The 22,891-nt window shown below is 60.2% G+C and carries 20 protein-coding genes and 2 tRNA genes; 15 read left to right on the forward strand and 7 right to left on the reverse strand.

The annotated features are described in order from the left end of the window. Positions 1 to 35: 35 nt before the first annotated feature. The 4 genes from gpt (at position 36) to LKE65_RS07995 (ending at position 1,101) form a co-directional block, all read left to right on the forward strand. Complete coding sequence (gene gpt, locus LKE65_RS07980; RefSeq protein WP_086645682.1) at positions 36 to 521, forward strand: xanthine phosphoribosyltransferase; 486 nt, start codon at positions 36 to 38, stop codon at positions 519 to 521. A 58-nt stretch (positions 522 to 579) separates the two neighbouring features. Beyond that, positions 580 to 656: transfer RNA gene (locus LKE65_RS07985), tRNA-Pro, on the forward strand. A 22-nt stretch (positions 657 to 678) separates the two neighbouring features. Next, a complete protein-coding gene (locus tag LKE65_RS07990; RefSeq protein WP_086645513.1) occupies positions 679 to 984 on the forward strand; it encodes an ETC complex I subunit in 306 nt (101 codons plus the stop codon). Between the two features lie 40 nt (positions 985 to 1,024). Then, positions 1,025 to 1,101: transfer RNA gene (locus LKE65_RS07995), tRNA-Arg, on the forward strand. 184 nt (positions 1,102 to 1,285) lie between these two features. On the opposite strand, the gene cysE is transcribed toward LKE65_RS07995, so the two are convergent. Then, positions 1,286 to 2,086, reverse strand: coding sequence for a serine O-acetyltransferase (gene cysE, locus LKE65_RS08000; RefSeq protein ID WP_233129060.1), 801 nt, complete (start codon positions 2,084 to 2,086; stop codon positions 1,286 to 1,288). Between the two features lie 70 nt (positions 2,087 to 2,156). Beyond that, entirely contained in the window at positions 2,157 to 3,410 is a 1,254-nt protein-coding gene (locus LKE65_RS08005) for a UbiH/UbiF/VisC/COQ6 family ubiquinone biosynthesis hydroxylase (protein ID WP_165925397.1), read from the reverse strand. 213 nt (positions 3,411 to 3,623) lie between these two features. Between LKE65_RS08005 and LKE65_RS08010 the strand changes: the two genes are divergently transcribed. The 9 genes from LKE65_RS08010 (at position 3,624) to hflX (ending at position 14,457) form a co-directional block, all read left to right on the forward strand. Next, the gene (locus LKE65_RS08010) at positions 3,624 to 3,962 is read left to right on the forward strand and encodes a P-II family nitrogen regulator (RefSeq protein ID WP_025828032.1); all 339 of its coding nucleotides are present in this window, start codon (positions 3,624 to 3,626) and stop codon (positions 3,960 to 3,962) included. 250 nt (positions 3,963 to 4,212) lie between these two features. Beyond that, a complete protein-coding gene (gene ispF, locus LKE65_RS08015; RefSeq protein ID WP_086645681.1) occupies positions 4,213 to 5,367 on the forward strand; it encodes a 2-C-methyl-D-erythritol 2,4-cyclodiphosphate synthase in 1,155 nt (384 codons plus the stop codon). Between the two features lie 91 nt (positions 5,368 to 5,458). Continuing rightward, on the forward strand, positions 5,459 to 6,529 hold the full coding sequence (gene dusB / locus LKE65_RS08020) for a tRNA dihydrouridine synthase DusB (protein WP_253528949.1): 1,071 nt from the start codon (positions 5,459 to 5,461) through the stop codon (positions 6,527 to 6,529). Continuing rightward, entirely contained in the window at positions 6,526 to 7,632 is a 1,107-nt protein-coding gene (locus LKE65_RS08025; protein ID WP_086645510.1) for a two-component system sensor histidine kinase NtrB, read from the forward strand. Before dusB ends, LKE65_RS08025 begins: the two co-directional genes overlap by 4 nt. A gap of 61 nt (positions 7,633 to 7,693) precedes the next feature. Next, the gene (ntrC, locus tag LKE65_RS08030) at positions 7,694 to 9,136 is read left to right on the forward strand and encodes a nitrogen regulation protein NR(I) (protein WP_086645509.1); all 1,443 of its coding nucleotides are present in this window, start codon (positions 7,694 to 7,696) and stop codon (positions 9,134 to 9,136) included. A gap of 8 nt (positions 9,137 to 9,144) precedes the next feature. Next, complete coding sequence (locus tag LKE65_RS08035; protein ID WP_086645508.1) at positions 9,145 to 11,412, forward strand: sensor histidine kinase NtrY-like; 2,268 nt, start codon at positions 9,145 to 9,147, stop codon at positions 11,410 to 11,412. Next, positions 11,402 to 12,793, forward strand: a complete 1,392-nt coding sequence (ntrX, locus tag LKE65_RS08040) for a nitrogen assimilation response regulator NtrX (RefSeq protein WP_086645507.1) — start codon at positions 11,402 to 11,404, stop codon at positions 12,791 to 12,793. Before LKE65_RS08035 ends, ntrX begins: the two co-directional genes overlap by 11 nt. Before the next feature lie 79 nt (positions 12,794 to 12,872). Next, positions 12,873 to 13,157: an RNA chaperone Hfq gene (gene hfq / locus LKE65_RS08045; RefSeq protein WP_059024200.1), complete on the forward strand. Its 285-nt coding sequence runs from the start codon at positions 12,873 to 12,875 to the stop codon at positions 13,155 to 13,157. After that, the gene (gene hflX / locus LKE65_RS08050; RefSeq protein ID WP_086645506.1) at positions 13,138 to 14,457 is read left to right on the forward strand and encodes a GTPase HflX; all 1,320 of its coding nucleotides are present in this window, start codon (positions 13,138 to 13,140) and stop codon (positions 14,455 to 14,457) included. The genes hfq and hflX overlap by 20 nt, the downstream gene beginning before the upstream one ends. A 65-nt stretch (positions 14,458 to 14,522) precedes the next feature. On the opposite strand, the gene LKE65_RS08055 is transcribed toward hflX, so the two are convergent. The 3 genes from LKE65_RS08055 to LKE65_RS08065 form a co-directional block, all read right to left on the reverse strand. Then, entirely contained in the window at positions 14,523 to 15,155 is a 633-nt protein-coding gene (locus LKE65_RS08055) for an NUDIX hydrolase (protein WP_278740930.1), read from the reverse strand. 89 nt (positions 15,156 to 15,244) lie between these two features. Next, positions 15,245 to 17,860: an ATP-dependent chaperone ClpB gene (gene clpB / locus LKE65_RS08060; protein WP_095349369.1), complete on the reverse strand. Its 2,616-nt coding sequence runs from the start codon at positions 17,858 to 17,860 to the stop codon at positions 15,245 to 15,247. A 242-nt stretch (positions 17,861 to 18,102) separates the two neighbouring features. Further along, on the reverse strand, positions 18,103 to 18,711 hold the full coding sequence (locus tag LKE65_RS08065) for a superoxide dismutase (RefSeq protein ID WP_086645503.1): 609 nt from the start codon (positions 18,709 to 18,711) through the stop codon (positions 18,103 to 18,105). Between the two features lie 244 nt (positions 18,712 to 18,955). Between LKE65_RS08065 and LKE65_RS08070 the strand changes: the two genes are divergently transcribed. After that, positions 18,956 to 19,726: a squalene/phytoene synthase family protein gene (locus LKE65_RS08070; RefSeq protein WP_278740933.1), complete on the forward strand. Its 771-nt coding sequence runs from the start codon at positions 18,956 to 18,958 to the stop codon at positions 19,724 to 19,726. Between the two features lie 24 nt (positions 19,727 to 19,750). On the opposite strand, the gene LKE65_RS08075 is transcribed toward LKE65_RS08070, so the two are convergent. Then, the gene (locus tag LKE65_RS08075) at positions 19,751 to 20,626 is read right to left on the reverse strand and encodes an NAD(P)-dependent oxidoreductase (protein WP_086645501.1); all 876 of its coding nucleotides are present in this window, start codon (positions 20,624 to 20,626) and stop codon (positions 19,751 to 19,753) included. 119 nt (positions 20,627 to 20,745) lie between these two features. Between LKE65_RS08075 and LKE65_RS08080 the strand changes: the two genes are divergently transcribed. Then, positions 20,746 to 21,375 (forward strand): sulfite oxidase heme-binding subunit YedZ, encoded by a 630-nt coding sequence (locus LKE65_RS08080; RefSeq protein WP_278740936.1) that lies wholly within the window; start codon positions 20,746 to 20,748, stop codon positions 21,373 to 21,375. Between the two features lie 54 nt (positions 21,376 to 21,429). Here the strand turns inward: LKE65_RS08080 and LKE65_RS08085 are convergent, their stop codons facing one another. After that, the gene (locus LKE65_RS08085; protein WP_278740937.1) at positions 21,430 to 22,887 is read right to left on the reverse strand and encodes a SulP family inorganic anion transporter; all 1,458 of its coding nucleotides are present in this window, start codon (positions 22,885 to 22,887) and stop codon (positions 21,430 to 21,432) included. Positions 22,888 to 22,891: the final 4 nt, after the last annotated feature.

A 22,891-nucleotide genomic window follows, 5' to 3' on the forward strand; every position in this document is an offset into this window, starting at 1 on the left:
CCGGCCTGCGGCGTGATTGTTAAAGGATGGTGTTTATGGCTGTGCATTATGCCACGGTAACATGGGAGCAACTGCATAGGGATGCACGGGCGCTGGCGGCGGCCCTTATGCCCAGAATGCCCTTTAAAGGTATTGTGGCGGTTACCCGTGGCGGGTTAATTCCCGCAGCCATTGCCGCCCGGGAACTGGGGTGCCGGTTGATCGAGACCATTTCAGTCGTGACCTATGACGAAGAAGAAATGGGCCAGCCCCAGATTATCAAAGCCCCGGAAGCGGCAGGGGATGGAGAAGGGTTCCTGATCATTGATGATCTGGTCGATTCCGGCGTGACCGCGCGCTTTGTGCGTGAATGTCTGCCCAAAGCCTATTTTGCCTGCCTGTATGCCAAACCTGCCGGTAAACCCTTGACCGATCTGTTTATTACGGAAGTTCCGCAGGATACGTGGGTTCTTTTTCCGTGGGATACGGCTCCGCTGTTCGTGCCGCCACTGGTCAGCAACAAAAAAGAGTGTGCGGAGTAATTTTTTTAGCGCAACAGGGTTGCCAGTTTATAATTAGACGCCTAGTTTCCCGCTTGTTCGGGGCGTGGCGCAGCCTGGTAGCGCGCGTGTTTTGGGTACACGAGGCCCCCGGTTCGAGTCCGGGCGCCCCGACCATAAATAAAGCGGGAGGCACATAATGCCAGCGCGTATTTATCAGCAGTCCAAGCCAGCAGGTCAGTCCGGTCTGGCAGGCACCCGCAAATGGGTGTTTGAATACGGTCAGGGCGCTCCACGCAAGCAGGATGCCCTTATGGGGTGGACCGGCAGCGCGGATACCCGTTCACAACTCCGCCTTCTGTTTGACAGCCGCGAGGCCGCCGAGGCTTACGCCCAGCATGAGCAGATTGCTTATGAGGTTGAACAGCCAGCCCAGCGGCACCGTCGTCCCAAGGTTTATGCCGATAACTTCGGCTACAACCGGATCCAGAACTGGACGCACTGAATTTTAGCCTCCACTCCCTGTGCGGGATGGGAGGCTTTTCGCGCCCTTAGCTCAGTTGGATAGAGCAACAGCCTTCTAAGCTGTGGGTCATTGGTTCGAATCCAATAGGGCGCGCCAGTTTTTTATCTGTAAAATCCTGTCAGGGTGGAGGATCAGGCTCCGCCCTTTTTTGTGTCCGCTCTGCGCCGGGTTGTCTGGTGCCGCATTGTGCCGCGGGACTGGGTAAAGCGTTGGGCCAGCCGTGAGTTGGGGAAGGTATATGGGGGCAGGGTGCGTTGCGCGTGCCCCCATGCTCGGGGTGTCAGATAATGTAATCAATAGGGGGGAGTGTCTGGTCCATGTTCAGGGCGGGCATACCCTTGTGGCGCACACCGACCTTGCGGGCAGGGTTGCCGACCACGGTGGTAAAGGGGGGTACGGGCTCAAGTACAATGGAGCCAGCGCCAATTTTGGCACCTTCACCAATTTCAATATTACCAAGGACTTTGGCGCCTGCGCCAATCAGCACGCCCCGGCGCACCTTGGGGTGGCGGTCCCCGCAATGTTTACCCGTGCCACCAAGGGTCACATTTTGCAGAATGGAAACATCGTCTTCAATAATGGACGTCTCCCCCACTACAATGCCTGTGCCGTGGTCAAACAGAATGCGGCGGCCAAGCTGTGCGGCAGGGTGAATGTCCACCCCGAACAGTTCTGATGCACGGCTTTGCAGATGCAGGGCCAGATGCCGCCGTTCAGACAGCCAGAGCCAGCGCGCCACCCGGTAGGTCTGCACTGCATGATAACCTTTGAAGAACAGGAACGGAGTTACAAAATCCGGGCAGGCCGGGTCCCGCTCCCGGATGGCCAGCAGGTCGGCAGCAGCTGCGCAAACCAGATCAGGCTCCGCGTCAAAACTTTCCTTTACCAGTTCGGAAAGTGCATCGGCGGCAACGGAACGGTCCCCCAGTTTGCGGCCAATCAGGGCCGCCAGAGCAGATGCAAAGCTGGAATGGCTCCGCACCCCGGTTGCCAGCAGGCCGCGCACCAGTGGGTCATGGCAGCTGCATGCTTCCTGCGTCATCTGTCGCCACAGCACGGTCAGCTGTGGCGCGCACAGCATGCTGCTTTCTTCAAAATGACTGGAACTGACTGAGGCAACGTTACCGTCCTGCATCCCGGCTACTCCGCAACTACAAACCCATGGCGTGCTTTACAAAAGCTTTCCGCAGGGCAGGAAAGCGATGCACGCCCGCAATACCCAGATCACGCGCCAGACGGAGGACCGGGTTGTTGTTACTGAACAGCCTGTCCAGCGCATCTGTTGCCGCCAGCATGAGCATATTGGCCGGGCGGCACAAGGCCTGATAACGCGCAAGCACAGCAGGAGCGCCGGGGTCCTTGCCCTGTGCATGGATGTCCAGCAGCAATGGGCTCAGGTGAATGACATCCCGGTAGCCAAGGTTAAGCCCCTGGCCTGCAATGGGGTGGATCCCGTGTGCGGCATCACCTACCAGAAGGAGCCGTGTATCTGTATAGCGCGCGGCATACTGGGCGGAGAGCGGGTAAGTCCAGCGGCGGCCCACGGGCGTTACGCGGCCAAGGCGGGTATTGCCCATGCGGCGTTCCACCTGCTTGGCAAAGGCATCATCGGGCAGGGCGGCAAAGCGTTCGGCTATGCCGTCCTTGTCGCTCCACACAATGGCGGACATGTAGGGGTGTTCGTCCGTGCCTGTCATGGGGAGCTGCGCAAACGGGCCAGCAGGCAGGAAGTGCTCCAGCGCGCTATTGTCGTGCGGGAACTCGTGGGCAATGGCGCACACAATGGCGGTCTGCCCATAGGGTAGGCGGGTCAGGGGAATGCCGGCTTCGGAGCGCAGGCGGCTGCGGCGGCCATCGGCGGCTACAATCAGGCGGGCGTTAAAGCTGCGGCCATCCTGTAGCTGCACATGTGCATTTTGCGCCGTGCGGGTAATTTTTGCTTCCGCGGGGGCTAGAACGGTCACGCCCGGTGTGGTGCTCAGGCATTTGTTCAGCGCCACGCGCAGGGCGCGGGCTTCCACCATCCAGCCAAAAGGCTGCGAGGCATCGGCTCGTGTGAACTCGAGAAAAAGGGAGGATGCGGGCTCACCCGGCCTGCCATCGGTGACCAGAATTTCCTCAATCGGGCAGGAGGTGGCGGGGAGCAGGTCCCACACTCCGGCACTTTCCAAAAACTCCTTGGGGCCTGCGGCAATGGCGTAGGCGCGCCCGTCCAGATCCGGGTGTTCCATGGGGGGCAGGGCCGCCTTGTCCACTACGGCCACCCGCATGCCGCCACGTGCCAGACGGCACGCCAGAGCGGCACCAACTGGCCCCGCGCCGATAATGCACACATCCACGTCCGCCACATGCGGGTGGTGTGTGCTGGCGTGTTCTGCCGTGGCATCGGGGGAGATTGGGCTCATGCGGTTTTTTCCTTAACATTCACACATCTGGCAGGCGGCACGCCCGGAAAGCCGCACAGGCTGTTGCGGAGCATGCCCCCTATATGCGCCCTCCTTTGCGACAAAACCAGCCGTCTTGCCTTGAGGTGCATCAAAGCTCTTGGCAATTGGTGTTTAACTGTGCCAACATCGTAACGTCATGGAAATGTTTTGCAGCAGGGAGTTGCAGGCAGTATGAAGCTGATTACCGCCATTATAAAGCCCTTTAAACTCGATGATGTCCGCGAAGCGCTTGCGCCGCTGGGTGTTCAGGGGATTACTGTCTCGGAAGTCAAGGGGTTTGGTCGCCAGAAAGGGCAGACGGAAATTTACCGTGGAGCTGAATACCGGATCAGCTTCCTGCCCAAGATCAAGGTGGAAGTCGCTGTAAGCGATGCCCTGCTTGACCAGGTGTTGGAAGCGATTCTGGATGCAGCGCATACGGGCAAGATCGGGGATGGCAAGATTTTTGTCAGCGATCTTACCCGTGTCATCCGCATCCGCACGCGTGAGACGGGGGATGCAGCCCTTTAAGGGGTAGGCCGGTCTGGCGGTGGGGTAGGTTTGCGCAACTTCGGGTCTGGCACCTGCCCTTGCGGCCATTAGGGCGGCAACCCCGCGTGTGGGGGCTGCCGTAAACCTGCATTTTGTGCAGGGTTGCTGGCGGTGTGCGCCAGTGTGCAGGGTGCTGCCCGTTGCGCGGTAGGAACCGTGTTAAAAGGGATGCCTCTCTTTCCCATTTTCAGGCTTGACGGGGCAGGGGTGTGGCCTCATTGCTTCGGACATGCGAGTAGCTGCCATTCTACTGGCTGCCGGTACAGGCAGCCGCTATGCCGCCACCACGGGGTGTGCCACGCCCAAGCAGTATGTGCTGCTTGCTGGCCAGCCCGTTATCCGACACGCCGCAGAGGCTCTTCTGCCGCATGTCTCCTCTATTCAGCCGGTGGGGGACCCTTCCTCTCTGAATGACGCATTGCAGGGGCTGGCTGTTCTGCCGCCCGTGCAGGGTGGTCAAACCCGGCAGGCCAGCGTGCGCGCCGGGCTGGAGGCGCTGGACGCCCTGCCACCGGAGCAAAAGCCCGATCTGGTTCTGGTGCATGATGGTGCCCGCCCTTATGTTACCGGGCAACTGGTGGCCAATGTTGTGGCGGCTCTGGCGGAACACCCCGGTGCTATTCCCGCCGTGCCCGTGGCTGATACCCTCAAGCGTGAAAAAGACGGCGTGATTGATGGCACCGTCTCGCGCGAGCATCTGTTCCGTGCGCAAACGCCTCAGGGCTTCCGCTTTGGCCTGTTTTTGGACCTGCACCGCGCAGCCGCCTCGCTCAATGCCACGGATGACGCCAAACTGCTTGAGGAGTCCGGCTTTAGCGTGGCGCTTGTGCCGGGTGATGAAGATAATATCAAACTGACATACGAGGCTGATCTGGTGCGTCTTGAAAGGCTGATTGGCCCCACATTGCTGCCGCGTGTGGGCCTTGGGTACGATGTGCATGCCTTTGAGGAAGGGCGTCCGCTGATCATGTGCGGGATTACCATTCCCCACACGCATGGTCTGGCCGGTCATTCCGATGCCGATGTGGGTATCCATGCGCTGTGTGACGCCATTTATGGCGCACTGGCCGAAGGTGACATCGGCAGGCATTTCCCCCCCAGCCAGAATGAATGGAAGGATGCGGATAGCGCGCGCTTCCTCATCCATGCTGGGCAGCGTATTCGCGAGCGGGGGGGCATGCTGGTCAATGCCGACCTGACCCTGATTTGCGAACGCCCCAAAATTGGCCCCCATGCGCAGGCCATGCGGGAGCGCCTTGCCGCGCTGCTGGAAGTGGATGTGGACCGTATTTCGGTCAAGGCCACAACGTCTGAACGGCTGGGCTTTACCGGGCGGGAAGAAGGCATTGCCTGTGCTGCTACCGTCAGCGTTCTGGTGCCGTAAAACCGCACCGCGTAGCTGACGGCGAAAAAACATTGCACAGGGGCGCGTGGACCGGTATTTCTGCCTAATTCGTAGGCAAATGGAAATGACTGTGCAAACGCAACCTCTGCTGCGTCCGATTGATCTGGGCGGTGTTGTTCTTGATACGCCAGTAATTCTGGCGCCCATGTCCGGCGTGACCGACCTGCCATTCCGGCGGTTGGTCCGCAGGCTTGGGGCTGGCCTTGTTGTTTCCGAAATGATTGCCTCATGGGCAATGGTGCGTGAGAACGATACCACCCTGCGCATGGCCGAAGTGGCCGATGCTGGTGGCCCCAATGCCGTGCAGCTGGCCGGGTGTGACCCGCAGGCCATGGCCGAAGCCGCCCGTATTGCCGTGGACCGTGGGGCGGACCTGATCGACATTAATTTTGGCTGCCCGGTTAAAAAGGTTGCCGTGGGGCAGATGGCAGGCTCCGCCCTGATGCGGGATGAAGCCGCAGCACAGCGGATGCTGCAAACGGTGGTCAAGGCCGTGTCTGTGCCTGTCACGCTCAAAATGCGCATGGGCTGGGACCATGAGCACCTTAATGCCCCCGTGCTGGCCCGTATTGCGCAGGACGCGGGTATTCGCATGATTACGGTGCACGGGCGCACCCGCCAGCAATTTTATAACGGCACGGCGGACTGGGCGTTTGTGCGCAATGTTAAAAACGCGGTGGACCTGCCCGTTATTGTAAACGGGGATATCCTGACCACAGCTGATGCCCGCAACGCACTGGCCCAGTCCGGCGCTGATGGGGTGATGATCGGGCGTGGCTGCTACGGGCGACCGTGGTTTCTGGCGCAGGTTGCCCATGCCCTGCGTACGGGGGAGGAGATGCCCGACCCCGCGCTGGAACAGGAAAAAGCCATTGTGCTGGAGCATTATAACATGATGCTGGAGCATTTTGGCCCACGCCCCGGCCTGCGGCTGGCGCGCAAGCATGTGTCCTGGTATTCGGCCGGGCTGCCTGCTTCGGCTGCATTCCGTGCCGTCTTCAACAAGGTGGAAACGCCCGATGAGGCCATAGCCCGGATTGCCGAGTTTTATGACCAGCAGATTGCCGCCGGTGCACAGCGGGAGCCGCGTGCCTCCCGCCAGGAAGCCGCACGCCAGCACGAACAGGCTCACGCGGCGTGAGCACACAAGCGCCAGACAGGGCAGAGCCTGACGCGGCGCTTCTACTGGACAGCCTGCCTGTTCCGTTGCTTGAGGTCGGGGCAGGGAATGCTGTTCTGGCGCTCAATATGGCGGCAGAGGAGTTTTTTGGTATGTCCCGCCAGCAGATCAAGGCTGGCGGCATGGCTGAAATTGCACCACCTGATCACCCGATTTATCTGCTGCTTGCCCATCTGCGCCAGCGCGGGGGGAGTGTGACCGAGCATGACCTCCTGTTCAGTTCCCCTCGCTTCCACCACGAGGGGGTGAGCGTGCAAGGGGCGGAGGTGCTGGACCATCCGGGGCACCTGCTGCTCACATTCCACCAGCCATCGACTGCACGGGTGCTGGACCAGCAGCAGGTCTATCGCTCGGCGGCGCGGAGTGTGTCGGGCATGGCGGCCATGCTGGCGCATGAGGTGCGCAACCCGCTTTCAGGCATCAAGGGGGCGGCCCAATTGCTGGAGCAGGCCGTGGGGGATGCAGACCGTGATCTGGCTACCCTGATCTGTGATGAAGTCGACCGCATAGATGCGCTGGTCGAGCGCATGGGCATGTTTGGCGAGGCGCAGATGGACTACCGCGCCCTGAACATCCACCGCCTGCTCGAGCACGTAAAGCTGCTGGCCAGCAACGGTTTTGCCAAGGACCTGCGGATTATAGAGCAGTATGACCCCTCGCTCCCCCACGTATGGGGGGACCGGGACAGACTGGTGCAGGTGCTGCTCAATCTGGTCAAGAACGCGGCGGAAGCGCTGCATGAGACCGGCAAAAAGGGGGATATTACCCTGATGACCAGTTACCGACCGGGTATTCGCGTGACCGCTCCGGGCACCACCCAATGGCGGCACCTGCCGCTGGTGGTGACCATAAGGGACACAGGGCCCGGTATTTCGGAAACAGTCAGGCCGCATCTGTTTGAACCCTTTGTTTCTACCAAGGTCAACGGTAGCGGGCTGGGGCTGGCGCTGGTGGGCAAGGTGATGGATGACCACGGCGGAGTGATGGAAGTTGAAAGCCGACCGGGCAGAACGGAGATCAGTCTTTTCCTTCCGCTGGCGGAAGAAAGGGCCGGACTGTCTTGACCTTGGGGTTGCCCGCGCCTGATAAGCCTCTCCCTGTTGTTATTCCTTTGGTTCCAAACGCATGACACCACTGCCCACCATTCTAGTTGCTGATGATGACCGGTCCATCCGTACCGTGCTGGGGCAGGCACTTGGTCGCGCGGGTTATCAGGTTCAGGTCACGCCCTATGCGTCCACTCTGTGGCAGTGGGTGCAGGAAGGGGAGGGCGATCTGGTTATTACCGATGTGGCCATGCCCGATGGCAACGGACTGGAACTGGTAACGCGCATCCGCCAGATCCGGCCGGACCTGCGGGTTATTGTTATGAGCGCCCAGTCCACGCTGACAACCGCCGTAAAGGCCACGCAGCGCGGTGCGTTTGAATATCTGGCCAAGCCGTTTGACCTGAAGGAACTGCTCGCAGTGGTGGCGCGTGCGCTGACCACCCCGGTACAGGAGGCGGAAAAACCCGCATCCCCCCAGACACCGGAGGAACGGTTGCCGCTGATCGGGCAATCCGTGGTCATGCAGGGCATCTACCGCAGCATTGCCAGACTGACGACCTCGGACCTGACCGTGATGATCACGGGGGAGAGCGGCACCGGCAAGGAGCTGGTGGCCCGTGCCCTGCACGAATATGGCCGCCGCCGCAGTGGTCCGTTTATTGCCGTCAACATGGCCGCCATCCCGCGTGAGCAGATCGAGAGTGAACTGTTCGGCTACGAGCGCGGCGGCAATCTGGGCCGCATGCCCGGCCGGTTTGAGCAGGCATCGGGTGGCACGCTGTTCCTTGATGAGATCGGGGATATGCCACAGGAGGCCCAGACCCGCCTGTTGCGCGTGTTGCAGGAAGGGGAGTTTACAACCGTAGGGGGCTCCACCCCCCTGCATGCCGATGTGCGGATTGTGGCCGCAACCCACAGGGACTTACGGCAGGCCATACAGGCCGGTACCTTCCGTGAGGACCTGTATTACCGGCTGAACGTGGTGCCCCTGCGCCTGCCCCCCCTGCGTGAACGACGGGAGGACATCCCCCTCCTTGCCCGCCACTTTCTGGCCCAGTGCCGGGAGGCAGGGGGAGGCTACCGGACGCTGGATGAGGAAGCCATGACCCGCCTGCAGGCATGGCGCTGGCCGGGCAATGTGCGGGAGCTGGAAAACCTGATCCGCCGCATTGTGGCCCTGTATTCGCAGGAAACCATTACGGCCGAGCTGGTGGACGCGGAACTGGCGGACCCGCTGGAGAATGATTTTGTGCCAGATTGCCGGCAGGTGGCCGAACCACTGGTCGATTCAGTCTCGCGCCATATTGCCCGTTATCTGGAAGCCGGGCGGGAGGGTATGCCGTTGCATGATCTGCACGCCCGTATTATTGCTGAGGTGGAACGTCCTCTGATCCAGATGACGTTGACGGAAACACGGGGCAACCAGATCAAGGCCGCCGCCATGTTGGGGTTGAACAGAAACACCTTGCGTAAGAAAATACGCGACCTTGAGATTCCCGTCGTGCGTGGCGTAGTCTAGCCACGGGTATGACAAACGCGCCACGGTTCTCCTTTTCCCACCTGTTTTCACGCGCAGGCCTGCAATGGCTGCTGCGTGCGCTTGAGCGCAGGAGCGTTGCCGTAACGCTTGTGGCTCTGGCGCTGTGCCTTGTGTTTGCAACATTTGTGGTGCTTTCGGGCGGTATGTCTTTTGGGCATTACGCCGTGGTCGAGCCGCTGGTGCTGGTTGTTAACGGGCTGGTGCTGTTGCTGCTGCTGCTTGCCATGGGGGTGCGTGGCTGGCCTATTCTGGTGGAGTATCGCAAGGGGCTGGCGGGCACGCGCCTGCATGTGCGCCTTGTTACCCTGTTTGGCATTGTGGCGGTTGCCCCTACGGTGGTGGTGGGTGTGTTTGCCACCCTGTTTTTCCATTACGGAATACAGATCTGGTTTTCTGATAGGGTCAACACGGCACTGAACGAGGCCTTGCAGGCATCACGCGGATATTTGCAGGAGCATAACGCCAATATCCGCACAGATGCGTTCTCGATGTCCAATTACATCATGAGTGCGCAGAACGAACTGGCCGCCAGCGGCATGGAGCTGTTGCAGGACCATGATGCCCTGTCCCAGATGCTCGACAGTCAGGCGACCATCCGCGGGCTGACCGAGGCCTTGGTATACGACCCCATTACCAACCGAGTTGTGGCGGCTGGCGGGCTGATGAGCCGGACAGGCTACCTGCAGGACCTGCCTCCGCCTGCGGCCACCCTCATGGCGCGCTCCAATGATGTAGCCATTCTGGACTCCCCGGACGAGCGCACGGTGCGGGCTGTTGTGGAACTGTCGCAAACGCCTACGCTCATGCTGGTGATTACCCGGCTGGTTGACCCGTCCATTCTGGAGCACATGCACCGGACGGAAAACGTGGTGGCGGACTACAAGCACCTCAACAGCAACAAGGCCAAGATCCAGCTCACCTTTGTCATGATCTTTGTGTTGGTGGCACTGCTGGTGCTGGCTGTTGCCGCCCTGATCGGCTTTGCACTGGCCAACCAGATTGCCCGGCCGCTGGGCCTGTTGAGCATGGCCGCCCGCAGGGTGAGTGAGGGTGATCTGCGCGTTCACGTGCCTGAAACCGACCGGGATGATGAAGTGGCAAGCCTGTCCCGCGCCTTTAACCGCATGACGGAGGAACTGGACAGCCAGCGTTCGGAGCTGATGCTGGCGTATGGGCAGATCAATGAGCGCAGGCGCTTTACCGAGGCTGTTCTGTCAGGCGTGTCCGCAGGGGTGATCGGGCTGGACGTGGAACAGCGGATTGAGCTGCCAAACCGTGCGGCCAGTGTGCTGCTCCAGACCAATCTGGCAGATGCCACGGGTGAGCCGCTGGCAACACGCGTGCCGGAGTTTGCCGGGCTGCTTGAAGAGATCACCCTCTCGCCCGAGACCGTATTCACGCGTGAAATCCAGATTGGCCATGCCACCAGCCAGCGTACCCTGCTTGTGCGCGTGGGGGCGGAGCTGCGCGGCACCGTAACCGAAGGGTATGTCATGACATTTGATGACATTACAGCCCTGCAACAGGCCCAGCGCAAGGCAGCATGGGCGGATGTGGCCCGCCGCATCGCGCATGAGATCAAGAATCCGCTTACTCCCATCCAGCTTGCGGCCGAGCGGCTCAAACGCCGTTTTTTGAAGGAAATCACCTCCGACCCCGACACGTTTGCCCAATGCGCGGATACAATTGTGCGTCAGGTGGGGGACATCGGGCGCATGGTGGACGAATTTTCGGCTTTTGCCCGCATGCCACAACCAATTATGAAGGATGAGAACCTTTCCCGTATTGCGCAGGAGGTGCTCATCCTGCAACGTAACGCTCATCATGAGATTTCGTACCACCTTGATCTGCCACAGCACGGACCACTGGTTCGGTGCGACCGGCGGCTTATCAGCCAGGCTTTGATCAATCTGCTGCAAAATGCGGCCGACGCCATTGCCATGGTCCCCCGGCAGGCAGACGCATCCGGGCAGGAGGTGGCTCCCAAGGGGGAGGTATGGGTGCGTATTGCGCAGGAGGGGGAAAACATTGCTATTGTCGTGGCCGACAATGGGGTGGGGCTTCCCAAGGATGACAGGAACCGCCTGACCGAGCCTTACGTAACGCACAAAGCCAAAGGAACAGGGCTGGGATTGGCTATTGTGAAAAAAATCATGGAAGATCATGGTGGAACGGTCCGTCTGGAAGACAGAGCAGGAGAGAAGGGAACTGTGGCTACTCTGGTTTTGCCGGTGAAAGACGACCATGGCGCATGAAATCCTGATCGTTGATGACGAACCCGACATTCGGATGCTGATTGAAGGCATTCTGTGTGATGAAGGGTACGAGGCCCGTGTTGCCTCCAGTTCCGAGGCAGCTCTGGCGGCTTTTAGGGCACGCAGGCCGTCTCTGGTCATTCTGGACGTGTGGTTGCAGGGCTCGGATATGGACGGGCTGGAAATTCTGCAGGCCATGAAGGCGGAGGAAGCCTCCGTGCCCGTGGTCATGATTTCAGGCCATGGCACGATCGAAACCGCCGTGGCGGCTTTGCAGCACGGTGCCTACGATTTTATTGAAAAACCGTTTCAGGCCGACAGGCTGCTGGTTATTGTCCGCCGTGCCCTTGAAGCATCGCGCCTTGCGCGTGAAAACGAGGAGCTGCGCCTGCGTGCCGGGCAGGATGCAGACCTGTACGGTAACAGCGCCCAGATCGTGGCTATCCGTAACCAGATAGAAAAGGTGGCTCCCACCGGCTCACGCGTGCTGATAAGCGGCGGTCCGGGCTCAGGCAAGGAGGTGGCTGCCCGTATGATCCATGCCCGCTCCCGCCGGACGGATGGGCCTTTTGTGGCACTCAACTGCGCCACGCTGGCTCCGGGCCGGTTTGAGGAGGAGCTGTTCGGGCTGGAAGGCGGGGTGGATGGTGTTGGCCGCCGGACGGGCGTGCTCGAACGCGCCCATGGTGGCACCCTGTTGCTGGATGAGGTGGCGGACATGCCGCTGGAAACGCAGGGCAAGATTGTCCGTGCCCTGCAGGACCAGACCTTTGAGCGGCTGGGTGGTGGCTCCCGTGTTAAGGTGGATGTGCGCGTACTGGCCACCACCAACCGCGACCTTCAGGCCGAAATTGTAGGTGGGCGCTTCCGCGAGGACCTGTATTACCGTCTGGCGGTTGTGCCCCTGCGGATGCCAGCCCTTAAAGAACGGCGGGACGATATTCCCGGTCTGGCAACGCTGTTCCTCCACCGTGCGGCGGAAATGGCAGGCCTCCCCTCGCGCGATCTGTCGCCTGATGCCGTGGCTGTTCTGCAGGCGTATGACTGGCCGGGCAATGTGCGTGAGCTGCGGAACCTGATGGAACGGGTGCTGATCATGCAGCCCGGCAGCAGCCAGGACCTGATCCGTGCAGACATGCTGCCTTCCACAATTGGGGAGAACGCGCCGGGGCTGTTAAAGTTTGATGCTTCGACCGATGTCATGAGCCTGCCGCTGCGCGAGGCGCGGGACCTGTTTGAAACCCAGTACCTTCAGGCACAATTATTACGATTTGGAGGGAACATAAGCCGCACAGCGCTGTTTGTGGGCATGGAGCGGAGCGCTTTGCATCGTAAACTCAAGCAGCTTGGTGTAACATCGGACGAACGGAACACTGGCTGAGCAGTGAGTTGTTACGAGTCAGGGCAGGCGTTGGATCTGGCTCCCAAGAAAAAAAGAAAATGGAATAGGGTCGCACACAGTGGAAAAAGAGAGTGCACACAATGTGCAGGACGCATTTTTAGGCCAGATTCGCCGTTCCCGGGCGGCCGTGACCGTATTTTTGGTCAATGGTGTCAAACTTCAGGGTTTTATTACGTGGTTTGATGATCAGGTAGTGCTTCTCCGGCGTGATGAGCAGACCCAGCTTATTTACAAACATGCCATCAGCACTGTTATGCCCAGCATTCCCGTAGATATTGCAGACTCCACCGGAGCGGGCGCAAAGGCGGACAAGGAACCATCTCTTGGCGACGAGTTTTACTGAGAAAAAACAAACGGTTGCAACGCGTGCTGCCGTTATTCTGCCGTGGGAGCGCTCAGCCCACGGGCAGGACGTAAGGGCCGCAGAGGCCCGGCTGGAAGAAGCCGTTGGCCTCACGGCCTCCATTGGTCTGGTTATTGTCCGTAAAGCCGTTCTTTTGCTGCGTATGCGCCGCTCGGCCACATTGCTGGGCAAGGGGCAGATCGATTCCCTTAGAATAGCGGTCAAGGCCGACAATATTGACGTGCTGGTGGTGGATACCAAACTGACCCCCGCCCAGCAGCGTAACCTGGAAACCGAGTTCGGCTGCAAGGTCATCGACCGAACCGGCCTTATTCTGGATATTTTTGGTGCCCGTGCCGCCACGCGGGAAGGGACATTGCAGGTCGAACTGGCGCATCTGGAATACCAGCGTTCGCGCCTTGTGCGGTTGTGGACCCACCTAGAGCGCCAGCGCGGTGGCTTTGGCTTTCTGGGTGGTCCGGGTGAAACCCAGATCGAAGCTGACCGCCGCATGATTGGCGAGCGCATTGTGCGCCTTAAAAAAGATCTGGAGCAGGTGCGCCGCACACGCGGGTTGCACAGGCAGGCCCGCAAGCGTGTGCCGTTTCCCGTTGTGGCTCTTGTGGGTTACACCAATGCGGGTAAATCCACCCTGTTCAACGCCCTGACCGGGGCCACCGTTTACGCACAGGACCAGTTGTTTGCAACGCTGGACCCGACCATGCGCGCCATAGAGCTGCCATCGGGGCGGCAGGTTATTCTATCGGACACGGTGGGTTTTATCAGCGACCTGCCAACGGAGCTGATTGCCGCCTTCCGCGCCACGCTGGAAGAAGTGGCCGAAGCCGACATTATCCTGCATGTGCGTGACATTGCTCACCCCGATAGCGCGACCCAGAAAAAAGACGTGCTGGGTGTTTTGCAAAGCATGGCCAAGGACAACATGCTTGAGCAGGACTGGCCAAGCCGTGTGATTGAAGTGCTGAACAAGGTGGACCTGCTGGGCGAGCACGCAGCAGCCCTGCAGGGGGATGAAAGCGTTGCCATTTCCGCCATTACGGGGGATGGGCTGGACCGGCTTCTGGCCCGTATTGACCAGCGCATTACATCGGGGATGGAAATGGTGCGTTATGCCCTGCCACTGGCCGATGGTGCCGCGCTGGCATGGCTGTACCAGCATGGCGAGGTCATAGGTCGTAACGACCGGGAGGAAGAGGCGGATATTACCGTGCGCCTGCTGGCAGAAGACCGTGCGCGCTTTGAGCGGCAGTTCCGGCACATTACGCCCCAGATCGCTTAACGCGTTATGTGGGGCTCCATGCCCGGTGGGTCAGTCAGCCTGATCTACCGGGCATGCGCTTTTAATCAGTCAAACTCGGTTGGCAGGCTCAGATCAGCGTGGTGCGCAAACAGCCGGTCGATCTGATGGCGTGAGATACGCCCGGTTGAGAGGTCGTGCGGGATCTCGTTGGGCGCAAAAAACCGGACTTCGCTGGTTTCAATACTGGTGGTTGGGGCTCCGCCGGTAAGTTCTCCCAGAAAAAACAGTTTGGTGATGGAAAAAGCCTCTGGCGGTTCATGCCCCTGTTTTGCCCGGTCCAGCACCATGGCAAGGCGGGTTATGCGCACCGTGTAGCCGGTTTCTTCCCATACTTCCTTGGCGGCGGATTCCGAGGCACTCAGGTTTACATCCGCCCAGCCGCCCGGCACGGTCCAGCGGTTCTGGTCCAGCACTTCACGCACCATGAGCAGGCGGTTCTGGGCGTCAAACACCCCGGTACGCACTTCCAGCTTGGGGGTGGCGTAGCCGGTCTGCTGGGTAAACAGGTTTTCTATCTGCTGGATGGGGGCACCACTGCCACGGGCCATAACCTTGGCAGCCAGCGTGCGCAGCATTTCATAGCGTTCGCGGTCAAACGGGTCTTTGGCAAAGGTCAGTCCGGTTTGGGCAATGGCCTGAACCTCTCTGGCCCAGATAAGCCATTCAGGCTCGGACATGGTTGTGTTCCTCTCTTGTTCAACAAAAAACGGGAAGGCATGCGCCCTCCCGTTTTTTTATGTGCTGCTAACAGGCCGGGGTATCCGGGTTAGTAGGCAGGTTCAGGCTCTGTGGCGGCCTGACCGTTAATCAGCAGGCCATCCCCGTTGGCAGAAATATTGACGGTTTCGCCGTCATGGATCGTGCCTTCAAGCAGCTGCCCGGCCAGCGGGTTTTGCAGGTTGCGCTGGATAACCCTTTTAAGGGGGCGCGCACCATAAACCGGGTCGTATCCTTCATTCGCCAGCCAGGTTTCGGCCAGATTATCCAGATGCAGGCCAATCTTGCGGTCTTCGAGCAGCTTTTGCAGGCGGCTGATCTGAATATCCACAATCTTGGTCATATCCACCCGCTGGAGGCGCGAGAAGAGAATAACCTCATCCAGACGGTTCAGGAACTCGGGGCGGAAGTGCTCACGCACCACCTTCATAACCTGTGCCTGCACCATGGCTGGGGTATCCCCATCCGGCTGGTTGGCCAGATATTCGGAGCCGAGGTTGCTGGTCAGGATGATCAGCGTATTGCGGAAGTCTACCGTGCGGCCCTGACCATCGGTCAGGCGGCCATCATCAAGCACTTGCAGCAGGATGTTGAATACATCCTCATGCGCCTTTTCCACCTCGTCAAACAGGATGACCTGATAAGGGCGGCGGCGCACGGCTTCGGTCAGCACGCCACCTTCTTCATACCCCACATAGCCCGGAGGTGCGCCGACCAGACGGGCCACAGCGTGCTTTTCCATGAACTCGCTCATGTCAATGCGCAGCAGGGCCTTGTCATCGTCAAACAGGAAGCGGGCGAGTGCTTTGGTCAGCTCCGTTTTGCCAACACCCGTCGGGCCGAGGAACAGGAACGACCCGATCGGGCGGTTGGGGTCCTGCAAACCGGCGCGGGCACGGCGTACGGCGTTGGCAACCGCACGTAGGGCGGGTTCCTGCCCTACAACGGATTTGCGCAGCTCGTCTTCCATCCGCAGCAGTTTGGCGCGTTCGCCTTCCAGCATCCGGTCCACGGGCACACCCGTCCAGCGTGAGACAACCGAGGCAATGCCCTGATCCGTCACCGCTTCAGAGACAAGGTTCGCGCTTTTTGCTTCCTGTTCCTCCGTCTGCTGGGCGCTGGCAATCTGGCTTTGCAGGTTGGGGATAACGCCATACATCAGCTCGGAGGCGCGTTGCAGGTCGCCCTTGCGCTGGGCCACTTCCACATCGGAGCGGGCCTGATCAAGTTGTTCCTGCAATTTCTGCACCGCATGCACACGGTCTTTTTCCGCATGCCATGTGGCGCTGAGCGTGTTGGATTTTTCTTCCAGATCAGCCAGTTCGGCCTCAACGGATTCCAGCCGGTCCTTGCTTGCGGTGTCGTCTTCCTTGCGCAGTGCTTCCCGCTCGATCTTGAGCTGGATAATGCGGCGGTCCAGTTCGTCCAGCTCTTCGGGTTTGCTGTCGATCTGCATACGCAGCCGGCTTGCGGCCTCGTCTATCAGGTCGATGGCCTTGTCGGGCAGAAAGCGGTCCGTGATGTAGCGGTTGGACAGGGTTGCCGCGGCGACCAGTGCGCCATCGGTAATGCGCACACCATGGTGCAGCTCGTATTTTTCCTTGATCCCGCGCAGGATGGAAATGGTATCGGCTACGGAAGGCTCGCCCACATAAACGGGTTGGAAGCGGCGGGCGAGTGCTGCGTCTTTTTCAATATACTTGCGGTATTCATCCAGCGTGGTGGCACCAATGCAGTGTAGCGTGCCGCGCGCCAGTTCAGGCTTGATCAGGTTGGAGGCATCCATGGCGCCATCGGTCCGGCCTGCGCCGACCAGCGTGTGCATTTCATCAATGAACAGGATGACCTGCCCTTCAGCGGACTCAATTTCCTTGAGCACGGCTTTCAGGCGTTCTTCAAACTCACCACGATATTTGGCACCGGCCACCAGCGCGCCCATGTCGAGCGAGAGGAGTTTTTTGTTTTTAAGCGCTTCGGGCACATCGCCATTAACAATGCGCTGGGCCAGACCTTCCACAATGGCGGTCTTACCCACACCGGGTTCGCCAATAAGCACAGGGTTGTTCTTGCTGCGGCGGGCCAGAACCTGAATGGCGCGGCGGATTTCCTCATCCCGGCCAATAACCGGGTCCAGCTTACCCTGCTGGGCAACTTCGGTCACGTCCCGCGCATATTTCTTCAGCGCGTCAAAATTGGCTTCAGCGTTTTCGCTGGTCACTGTGCGTCCCTTGCGGATGGTGGCTATGGCTTTTTCCAGCGCATCGGGGGTGGCGCCGTTGGTTTTGAGCGCCTCACCCGCCGCGCTGCTGGTTGCGGCAAGGGCTACCAGCAGGCGGTCCTGCGCGACAAAGCTGTCGCCTGCTTTCTGGGCGATCTGTTCGGCGGAATCCAGTGCGCGCACCAGATCCGGGGTGGCCGCTGGCTGGCCAGCGCCCCCACCCTGTACCTTGGGCAGTTTGGCCAGTGCCTGCTCGTTGGCGGCACGGACCGCATCGGGGTTGCCACCGGCTGCACGGATCAGGGCCGACGCAGCGCCTTCCTCATCATCAAGCATGGCTTTGAGCAGGTGCTCGGGCGTAAGCTGCTGGTTAAAATCGCGCAGGGCAATGGTCTGTGCTGCCTGCAGAAAACCGCGTGAGCGTTCGGTAAATTTTGCAATATCCATAATATCCCTCTTGTCCCTTTATCGTAGGCGACTGAAGGCCTTGCCCCATCCCGCTTTGCGGCAACGGAAGGCAGGGTCTGTCGTGTTGACACCTCTAAGATTGGAAGGCCCAACAGCACAATCAAGGGGGATGTGTGCATATGTCGCACACCCTATGGAATGGCCGATATGAAAAAAGGCGGAGCCCCGTGGGAGCCCCGCCTTTTTTACACCAGACCGGCTTGGAGCCGGTGGTTTTGCACTCAGGCCGCGTTCAGCTGGGCTTCGGCAAATTCATAGTTTGCCAGTTTGTCCAGGAAGTTGGTGATGTAGTCCGGGCGACGGTTGCGGAAGTCCAGGTAGTAGGAGTGTTCCCACACGTCGGCCGTCAGCAGTGCCGTGCCCTGACCTTCGGCCAGCGGGTTGGTGCCGTTGGGGGTTTTGGTAATGGCCAGCTTGCCATCCTTGCCCAGTACCAGCCAAGCCCAGCCAGACCCGAACTGGGAGATGGCGGCCTTGCGGAATTCTTCCTTGAAGGTGTCGATGCTGCCAAAGTCTGCGGTAATTTTGGCCCCAAGCTTTTCGGGCATGGCACCGCCAGAGGTGGACAGGCTGTTCCAGAAGAACGAGTGGTTCCAATGCTGGCCAGCATTGTTGAACAGGCCGGTCAGGTCAGCCTTGCCGTGTGCGGCCAGAATAATGTCTTCCAAAGACTTGCCAGCAAGGTCGGGCTTGCCTTCGAGCAGCGTGTTCAGGGTGTTCACGTAAGCCAGATGATGCTTGCCGTGGTGGAACTCAAGCGTTTCCTGGCACATGCCGCGTGCGGCAAGGGCATTGGGGGCGAAGGGGAGGGTTGGCAGTTCAAAAGCCATGACATAACTCCGTCGTATCAAGCAGGGCGTGTCAAAAACGCGCCTGTCCAGAGCTATGGGCGTGCCATATGGCACAGAGCCAGCGGGTGGTGGCCCGATGTCTCTTTTCCCTTGCTCACGGAAACTTGCCCTGCTGGTGGGGGTGGGGTGGCGCGGCAGTCCGTAAGGAAAGCTATATGTGCATTACGCATGAAACAGCATGAATTTGCAACATGCCACCGGGTAAGAGAAGTAGGATACAGCCATGAACACCCCTCCATCACACACCGATATACAGGCATTGGCGGGGCTTGCAGCGGGGGATGCGGACAGGCTGCTCTGTGCGCGTTTTCTGCCCGCATCTGCACAGGCGGGCGGGCTTGTTCTGCTGGCGTTCCATAACGAGCTGATTCGCGTGCTGGCCCCGGCCCGCTCGGCTGCGGTGGCCGGGCCCATGGCCGGACTGATCCGCCTGCAATGGTGGCGCGAGGTGCTGGAAAAGACCCGCCCCCCCGAGCATATTCTGGCCCCTTTTCTGCTGGGGATGATGGCATGCGGGCAGACCCGGCTGGCCACACTGCTCCGCCTTGTTCACTCTTGCGAGATGGAACTGACCGGCGCGCGTGATCAACCGACATGGGAGGGCATGATGCGTGATGGCCCCGGAGCGCTGCAACGCGCAACAGGCGAGCTGCTGGGGGTGGAAGACCCCGCCATCCTGCTCAGGCTGGAGGCCTGTGGCATGGCTTATGGGGCAGGGGCCATGCTGCGGCACTGGCCCGTGCTCCAGCAATCAGGGCGGTTTATATGGCCTGCTCAGCAGGAGGCGCTCAGGTTACAGGGGCAGGCATGGCTGGCGGCGCTGGACTGGCCCCATCTGCCCGCGCCTTTTCGCCTTGCTGCTCTGCCTGCCATACTCGCCAAGCGGGACCTTGCCGGGACCGCCCGGCAGGCCGGGCAGCCCCGTGGGCTGGGGGACTGCGCCGCACTCATGTGGCAGGGTGTTAAGGCCCTGCGTGCGTTTGAGCGCGACTGAACGGCTTGGAGTGCTGCAAAACCCTTACGGGTCGTTGGCTACAATGTTTTCCAGTACCCCGATCAGGGCGGAATAGTCTGCATCTGCTGCGGCGCGGCGGGTCAGGGAGAGTTCCTGCGTGACTGCGGCCATGGTGGGTACGGGCACGGCCAGACGGGCACAGGCATCAAGCAGCAGGCGCATGTCCTTCTGCATGAGCCGGGTGGGGAACTGGGGCGAAAAATCCCCTTCCTTGGCCATTTTGATCTTGCGCTTGTGGTGGGGGGAGATCACGGCCATGTTATCCAGCGCATCAAACAGCATGGTGCGGTCGAGCCCTGCGGCCAGACCATAGGCAATGCCTTCGGCCACGGCGGCCAGCCCGGCTCCCATAATCCCGTTAATAACCAGCTTGAGCCGTGCGCCACTGCCTGCGGGGCCTGCATGAATGGTCAGGCGGCCAATGGCGTCAAACACCGGTTTGGCGCGGGCCATGTCATCCTCACTGCCGCCAGCAAGTACCACCAGATTTGCGCTGTCCGCCTCGGGCGTGCTGCCAGAAACCGGACAGTCCACAACGCTGATTTTCAGCTTCTGGCCCGCATCCAGCAAGGCCTGTGCGGCTTCGGGGGAGACGGAGCTTGTGTTCAGTAACAGCCCGCCCTCTGGCATGCCGGCCAGCGCGCCCTGTGGGCCGTACATGCTGGCGCTCAGGGCCTCATCATCCGGGACGCACACAAGAACAATATCAGCCGTTTTGGCAACATCTGCCGGGCTGGGCAGGAAGGCGGTGTTTTCGTCTCCCCCCTTGCCGGAGGGCGTGTAAGCCACGGCTGCAAACCCTGCTTTTTTCAGGTTTGCGGCCATGCGGCTGGCCATTGCGCCAAACCCGATAAAACCGATTGTCTTTGCTGTGCTCATGGTATCAGAGACTCCTGCATGTTCTTGCGTATTATGGACATAACGCACAAACTCCTTTCAAGGTTAAGGCGCATGGCCTGAATGCGCTGTCAGGCACCCCGGAAGAATAAAGGCTGATCATGGCTCCACCTGTTGCCGGTCGCGCGCGGCGCAAAAACCTGTCGCCACTGGCACGGCAGGTTCTGCTTTACGGCCTGTTCCTGCTCCCCGCCGTGTTTGATCTGGTGGAAGGGTGGCTGGGCTGGCTGGGGCCAAGGCCTTACCGCGAATGCCTGCATGACTTTGGGCGTTATGCGTTCCGCTTCCTGCTGGTTTCGCTCATGGTGACACCCTTGCGGCGCTTTACCAGAATTAACCTCATCCTCTACCGCAGGCCGCTGGGGTTGCTGGCCTTTACCTATGCGGCCCTGCACGTCACACTCTACCTGACATGGGCGCGCGGGCTGAACCCGGCCCTGATCTGGACGGATTTTACCACCCGTCCGTTCCTCAGCTTTGGTCTGCTGGCTTTTGTTATCCTGTGCGTGCTGGCGGCTACCTCCACGCGCAAGTCCATTATGCGGCTGGGCAAGCGGTGGGCTCCGCTGCACAGAACGGTTTACGTGGCTATGGTGCTGGCCTGCGTGCACTACAGCATTGCCTTTAAGGTCTGGCACGTTGAGCCATTTATCTACGCAGCCATAGCAGCGGCCGTGCTGGCAACGCGCCTGCTCCCCAAAGCACAAAAAAGCCGCCCGACCCCGGTTTAGGGGGCAGGGCGGCTTTGGGCCGTGCCGGGCTGTGTGGCGCTGGGTTTTGTGCGCTCAGGCCAGCAGGTTGGGGTGCCCCAGTGTTGCCAGCAGTTTTGCCGCGCGTGCATCGGCATGGAGAATGGTAACGGTTTTGCCGCGCCCTTCCAGCCGGGTGGCGGTTTTTTCCAGCGTGTCTGCCGCGCTGATGTCCCATAGCTGGGCGTCGGCCAGATCAATCACCACGTTTTTTGCGGGGTCCTGAAAATCCACGGCATCGGTCAGCACACTGGTTGAAGCAAAAAAGAGCTGGCCGCGCACATGGTAGGTGCGGGTTGTGCCATCGGGCGTATCCTCCGCTCTGACCTGCACCAGCTTCATGACCTGAAACGAGAAGAACAGACCGTTCAGCAACACGCCGCAGCCAACACCAGCGGCCAGATCATGTGTCAGCACAACCACCACAACGGTTGCCAGCATAACGGTGGAGGACAGCTTGGGGTGGGCCACCAGCTCGCGCAGGGATGACCACGAAAATGTGCTGATGGATACCATGATCATGATAGCCACAAGGGCTGCCACCGGCACCTGAGCAACAAAGCGGTGCATGGCGACAAGCAACAGCAGCAGAAAAGCCCCTGCCGTAAAGGTGGACAGGCGGCCCCGGCCACCGTAGCGCAGGTTGCCCACGGTCTGGCCGATCATGCCGCAACCGGCCATGCCGCCAAACAGGCCCACAAAAATATTGGAAATACCCAGCCCCGTGCACTCCATGCGCTTGCTGGAATGGGTGTCGGTCAACTCATCCACCACCGTTGCGGTCATGAGCGATTCCAAAAGCCCGACCATGGCCATGGCAAAGGCATAGGGCAGTACAATCTGGAATGTGCTCCAGGTCAGGGGTACCTGCGGCCATGTCAGGTGTGGCAGCCCCGTGGGTAGCGCCCCAAGGTCGGCTACAACATGAATGGGCATGGGAACGGCAAGGCTGATCCCGGTCAGCACCAGAATGCAGATAAGGGGGGAGGGAACAGCCGTGCTCAGCCGTGGCAGCAGGTAAACAATGGCCAGCCCAAGGGCGATCAGGGCGTAGGTGTGCCACGTCACATGCAGCATCTGCGGGATCTGGGCAGAAAAAATAAGAATGGCCAGCGCGTTGACAAAACCCGTCGCCACTTCGCGCGAGACAAAGCGCATCATGCTTTGCAGCCGCAACAGCCCGAACAGCACCTGCATACCCCCGGCCAGCAGGGTTGCCAGCAGCAGGTACTGCAACCCATGCCCGTGCACCAGATCCGCCGCAACCAGCGCGACCGATCCAGCGGCCCCCGAGATCATGCCCGGCCTGCCGCCCGTTATGGCAATGGCAATGCTGATAACGAACGAGGCAAAAAGCCCCACTTCCGGCGCAACCCCCGCCACGTAGGAAAAAGCGATAACTTCGGGGATAAGGGCAAAGGTGCCGACCATGCCGGCCAGAACGTTACGGACGGGTTGTTCCGTCCATTCACGCACATACTGCTGAACACTCACGAGG

Origin of the sequence: Acetobacter fabarum, assembly GCF_022483405.1 — a bacterium.
GTDB classification, from domain to species: Bacteria; Pseudomonadota; Alphaproteobacteria; order Acetobacterales; family Acetobacteraceae; genus Acetobacter; species Acetobacter fabarum.

Bases quoted from the DNA above. Each gene is read 5' to 3' on its own strand.
- gpt (WP_086645682.1), top strand. From the start codon at position 36: ATGGCTGTGCATTATGCCACGGTAACATGGGAGCAACTGCATAGGGAT.
- LKE65_RS08075 (WP_086645501.1), bottom strand. From the start codon at position 20,626: ATGAGCACAGCAAAGACAATCGGTTTTATCGGGTTTGGCGCAATGGCC.
- cysE (WP_233129060.1), bottom strand. From the start codon at position 2,086: ATGCTGTGCGCGCCACAGCTGACCGTGCTGTGGCGACAGATGACGCAG.
- LKE65_RS08055 (WP_278740930.1), bottom strand. From the start codon at position 15,155: ATGTCCGAGCCTGAATGGCTTATCTGGGCCAGAGAGGTTCAGGCCATT.
- clpB (WP_095349369.1), bottom strand. From the start codon at position 17,860: ATGGATATTGCAAAATTTACCGAACGCTCACGCGGTTTTCTGCAGGCA.
- LKE65_RS08065 (WP_086645503.1), bottom strand. From the start codon at position 18,711: ATGGCTTTTGAACTGCCAACCCTCCCCTTCGCCCCCAATGCCCTTGCC.
- LKE65_RS08010 (WP_025828032.1), top strand. From the start codon at position 3,624: ATGAAGCTGATTACCGCCATTATAAAGCCCTTTAAACTCGATGATGTC.
- LKE65_RS08070 (WP_278740933.1), top strand. From the start codon at position 18,956: ATGAACACCCCTCCATCACACACCGATATACAGGCATTGGCGGGGCTT.
- ntrC (WP_086645509.1), top strand. From the start codon at position 7,694: ATGACACCACTGCCCACCATTCTAGTTGCTGATGATGACCGGTCCATC.
- LKE65_RS07990 (WP_086645513.1), top strand. From the start codon at position 679: ATGCCAGCGCGTATTTATCAGCAGTCCAAGCCAGCAGGTCAGTCCGGT.
- LKE65_RS08035 (WP_086645508.1), top strand. From the start codon at position 9,145: ATGACAAACGCGCCACGGTTCTCCTTTTCCCACCTGTTTTCACGCGCA.
- ispF (WP_086645681.1), top strand. From the start codon at position 4,213: ATGCGAGTAGCTGCCATTCTACTGGCTGCCGGTACAGGCAGCCGCTAT.
- LKE65_RS08080 (WP_278740936.1), top strand. From the start codon at position 20,746: ATGGCTCCACCTGTTGCCGGTCGCGCGCGGCGCAAAAACCTGTCGCCA.
- ntrX (WP_086645507.1), top strand. From the start codon at position 11,402: ATGGCGCATGAAATCCTGATCGTTGATGACGAACCCGACATTCGGATG.
- LKE65_RS08005 (WP_165925397.1), bottom strand. From the start codon at position 3,410: ATGAGCCCAATCTCCCCCGATGCCACGGCAGAACACGCCAGCACACAC.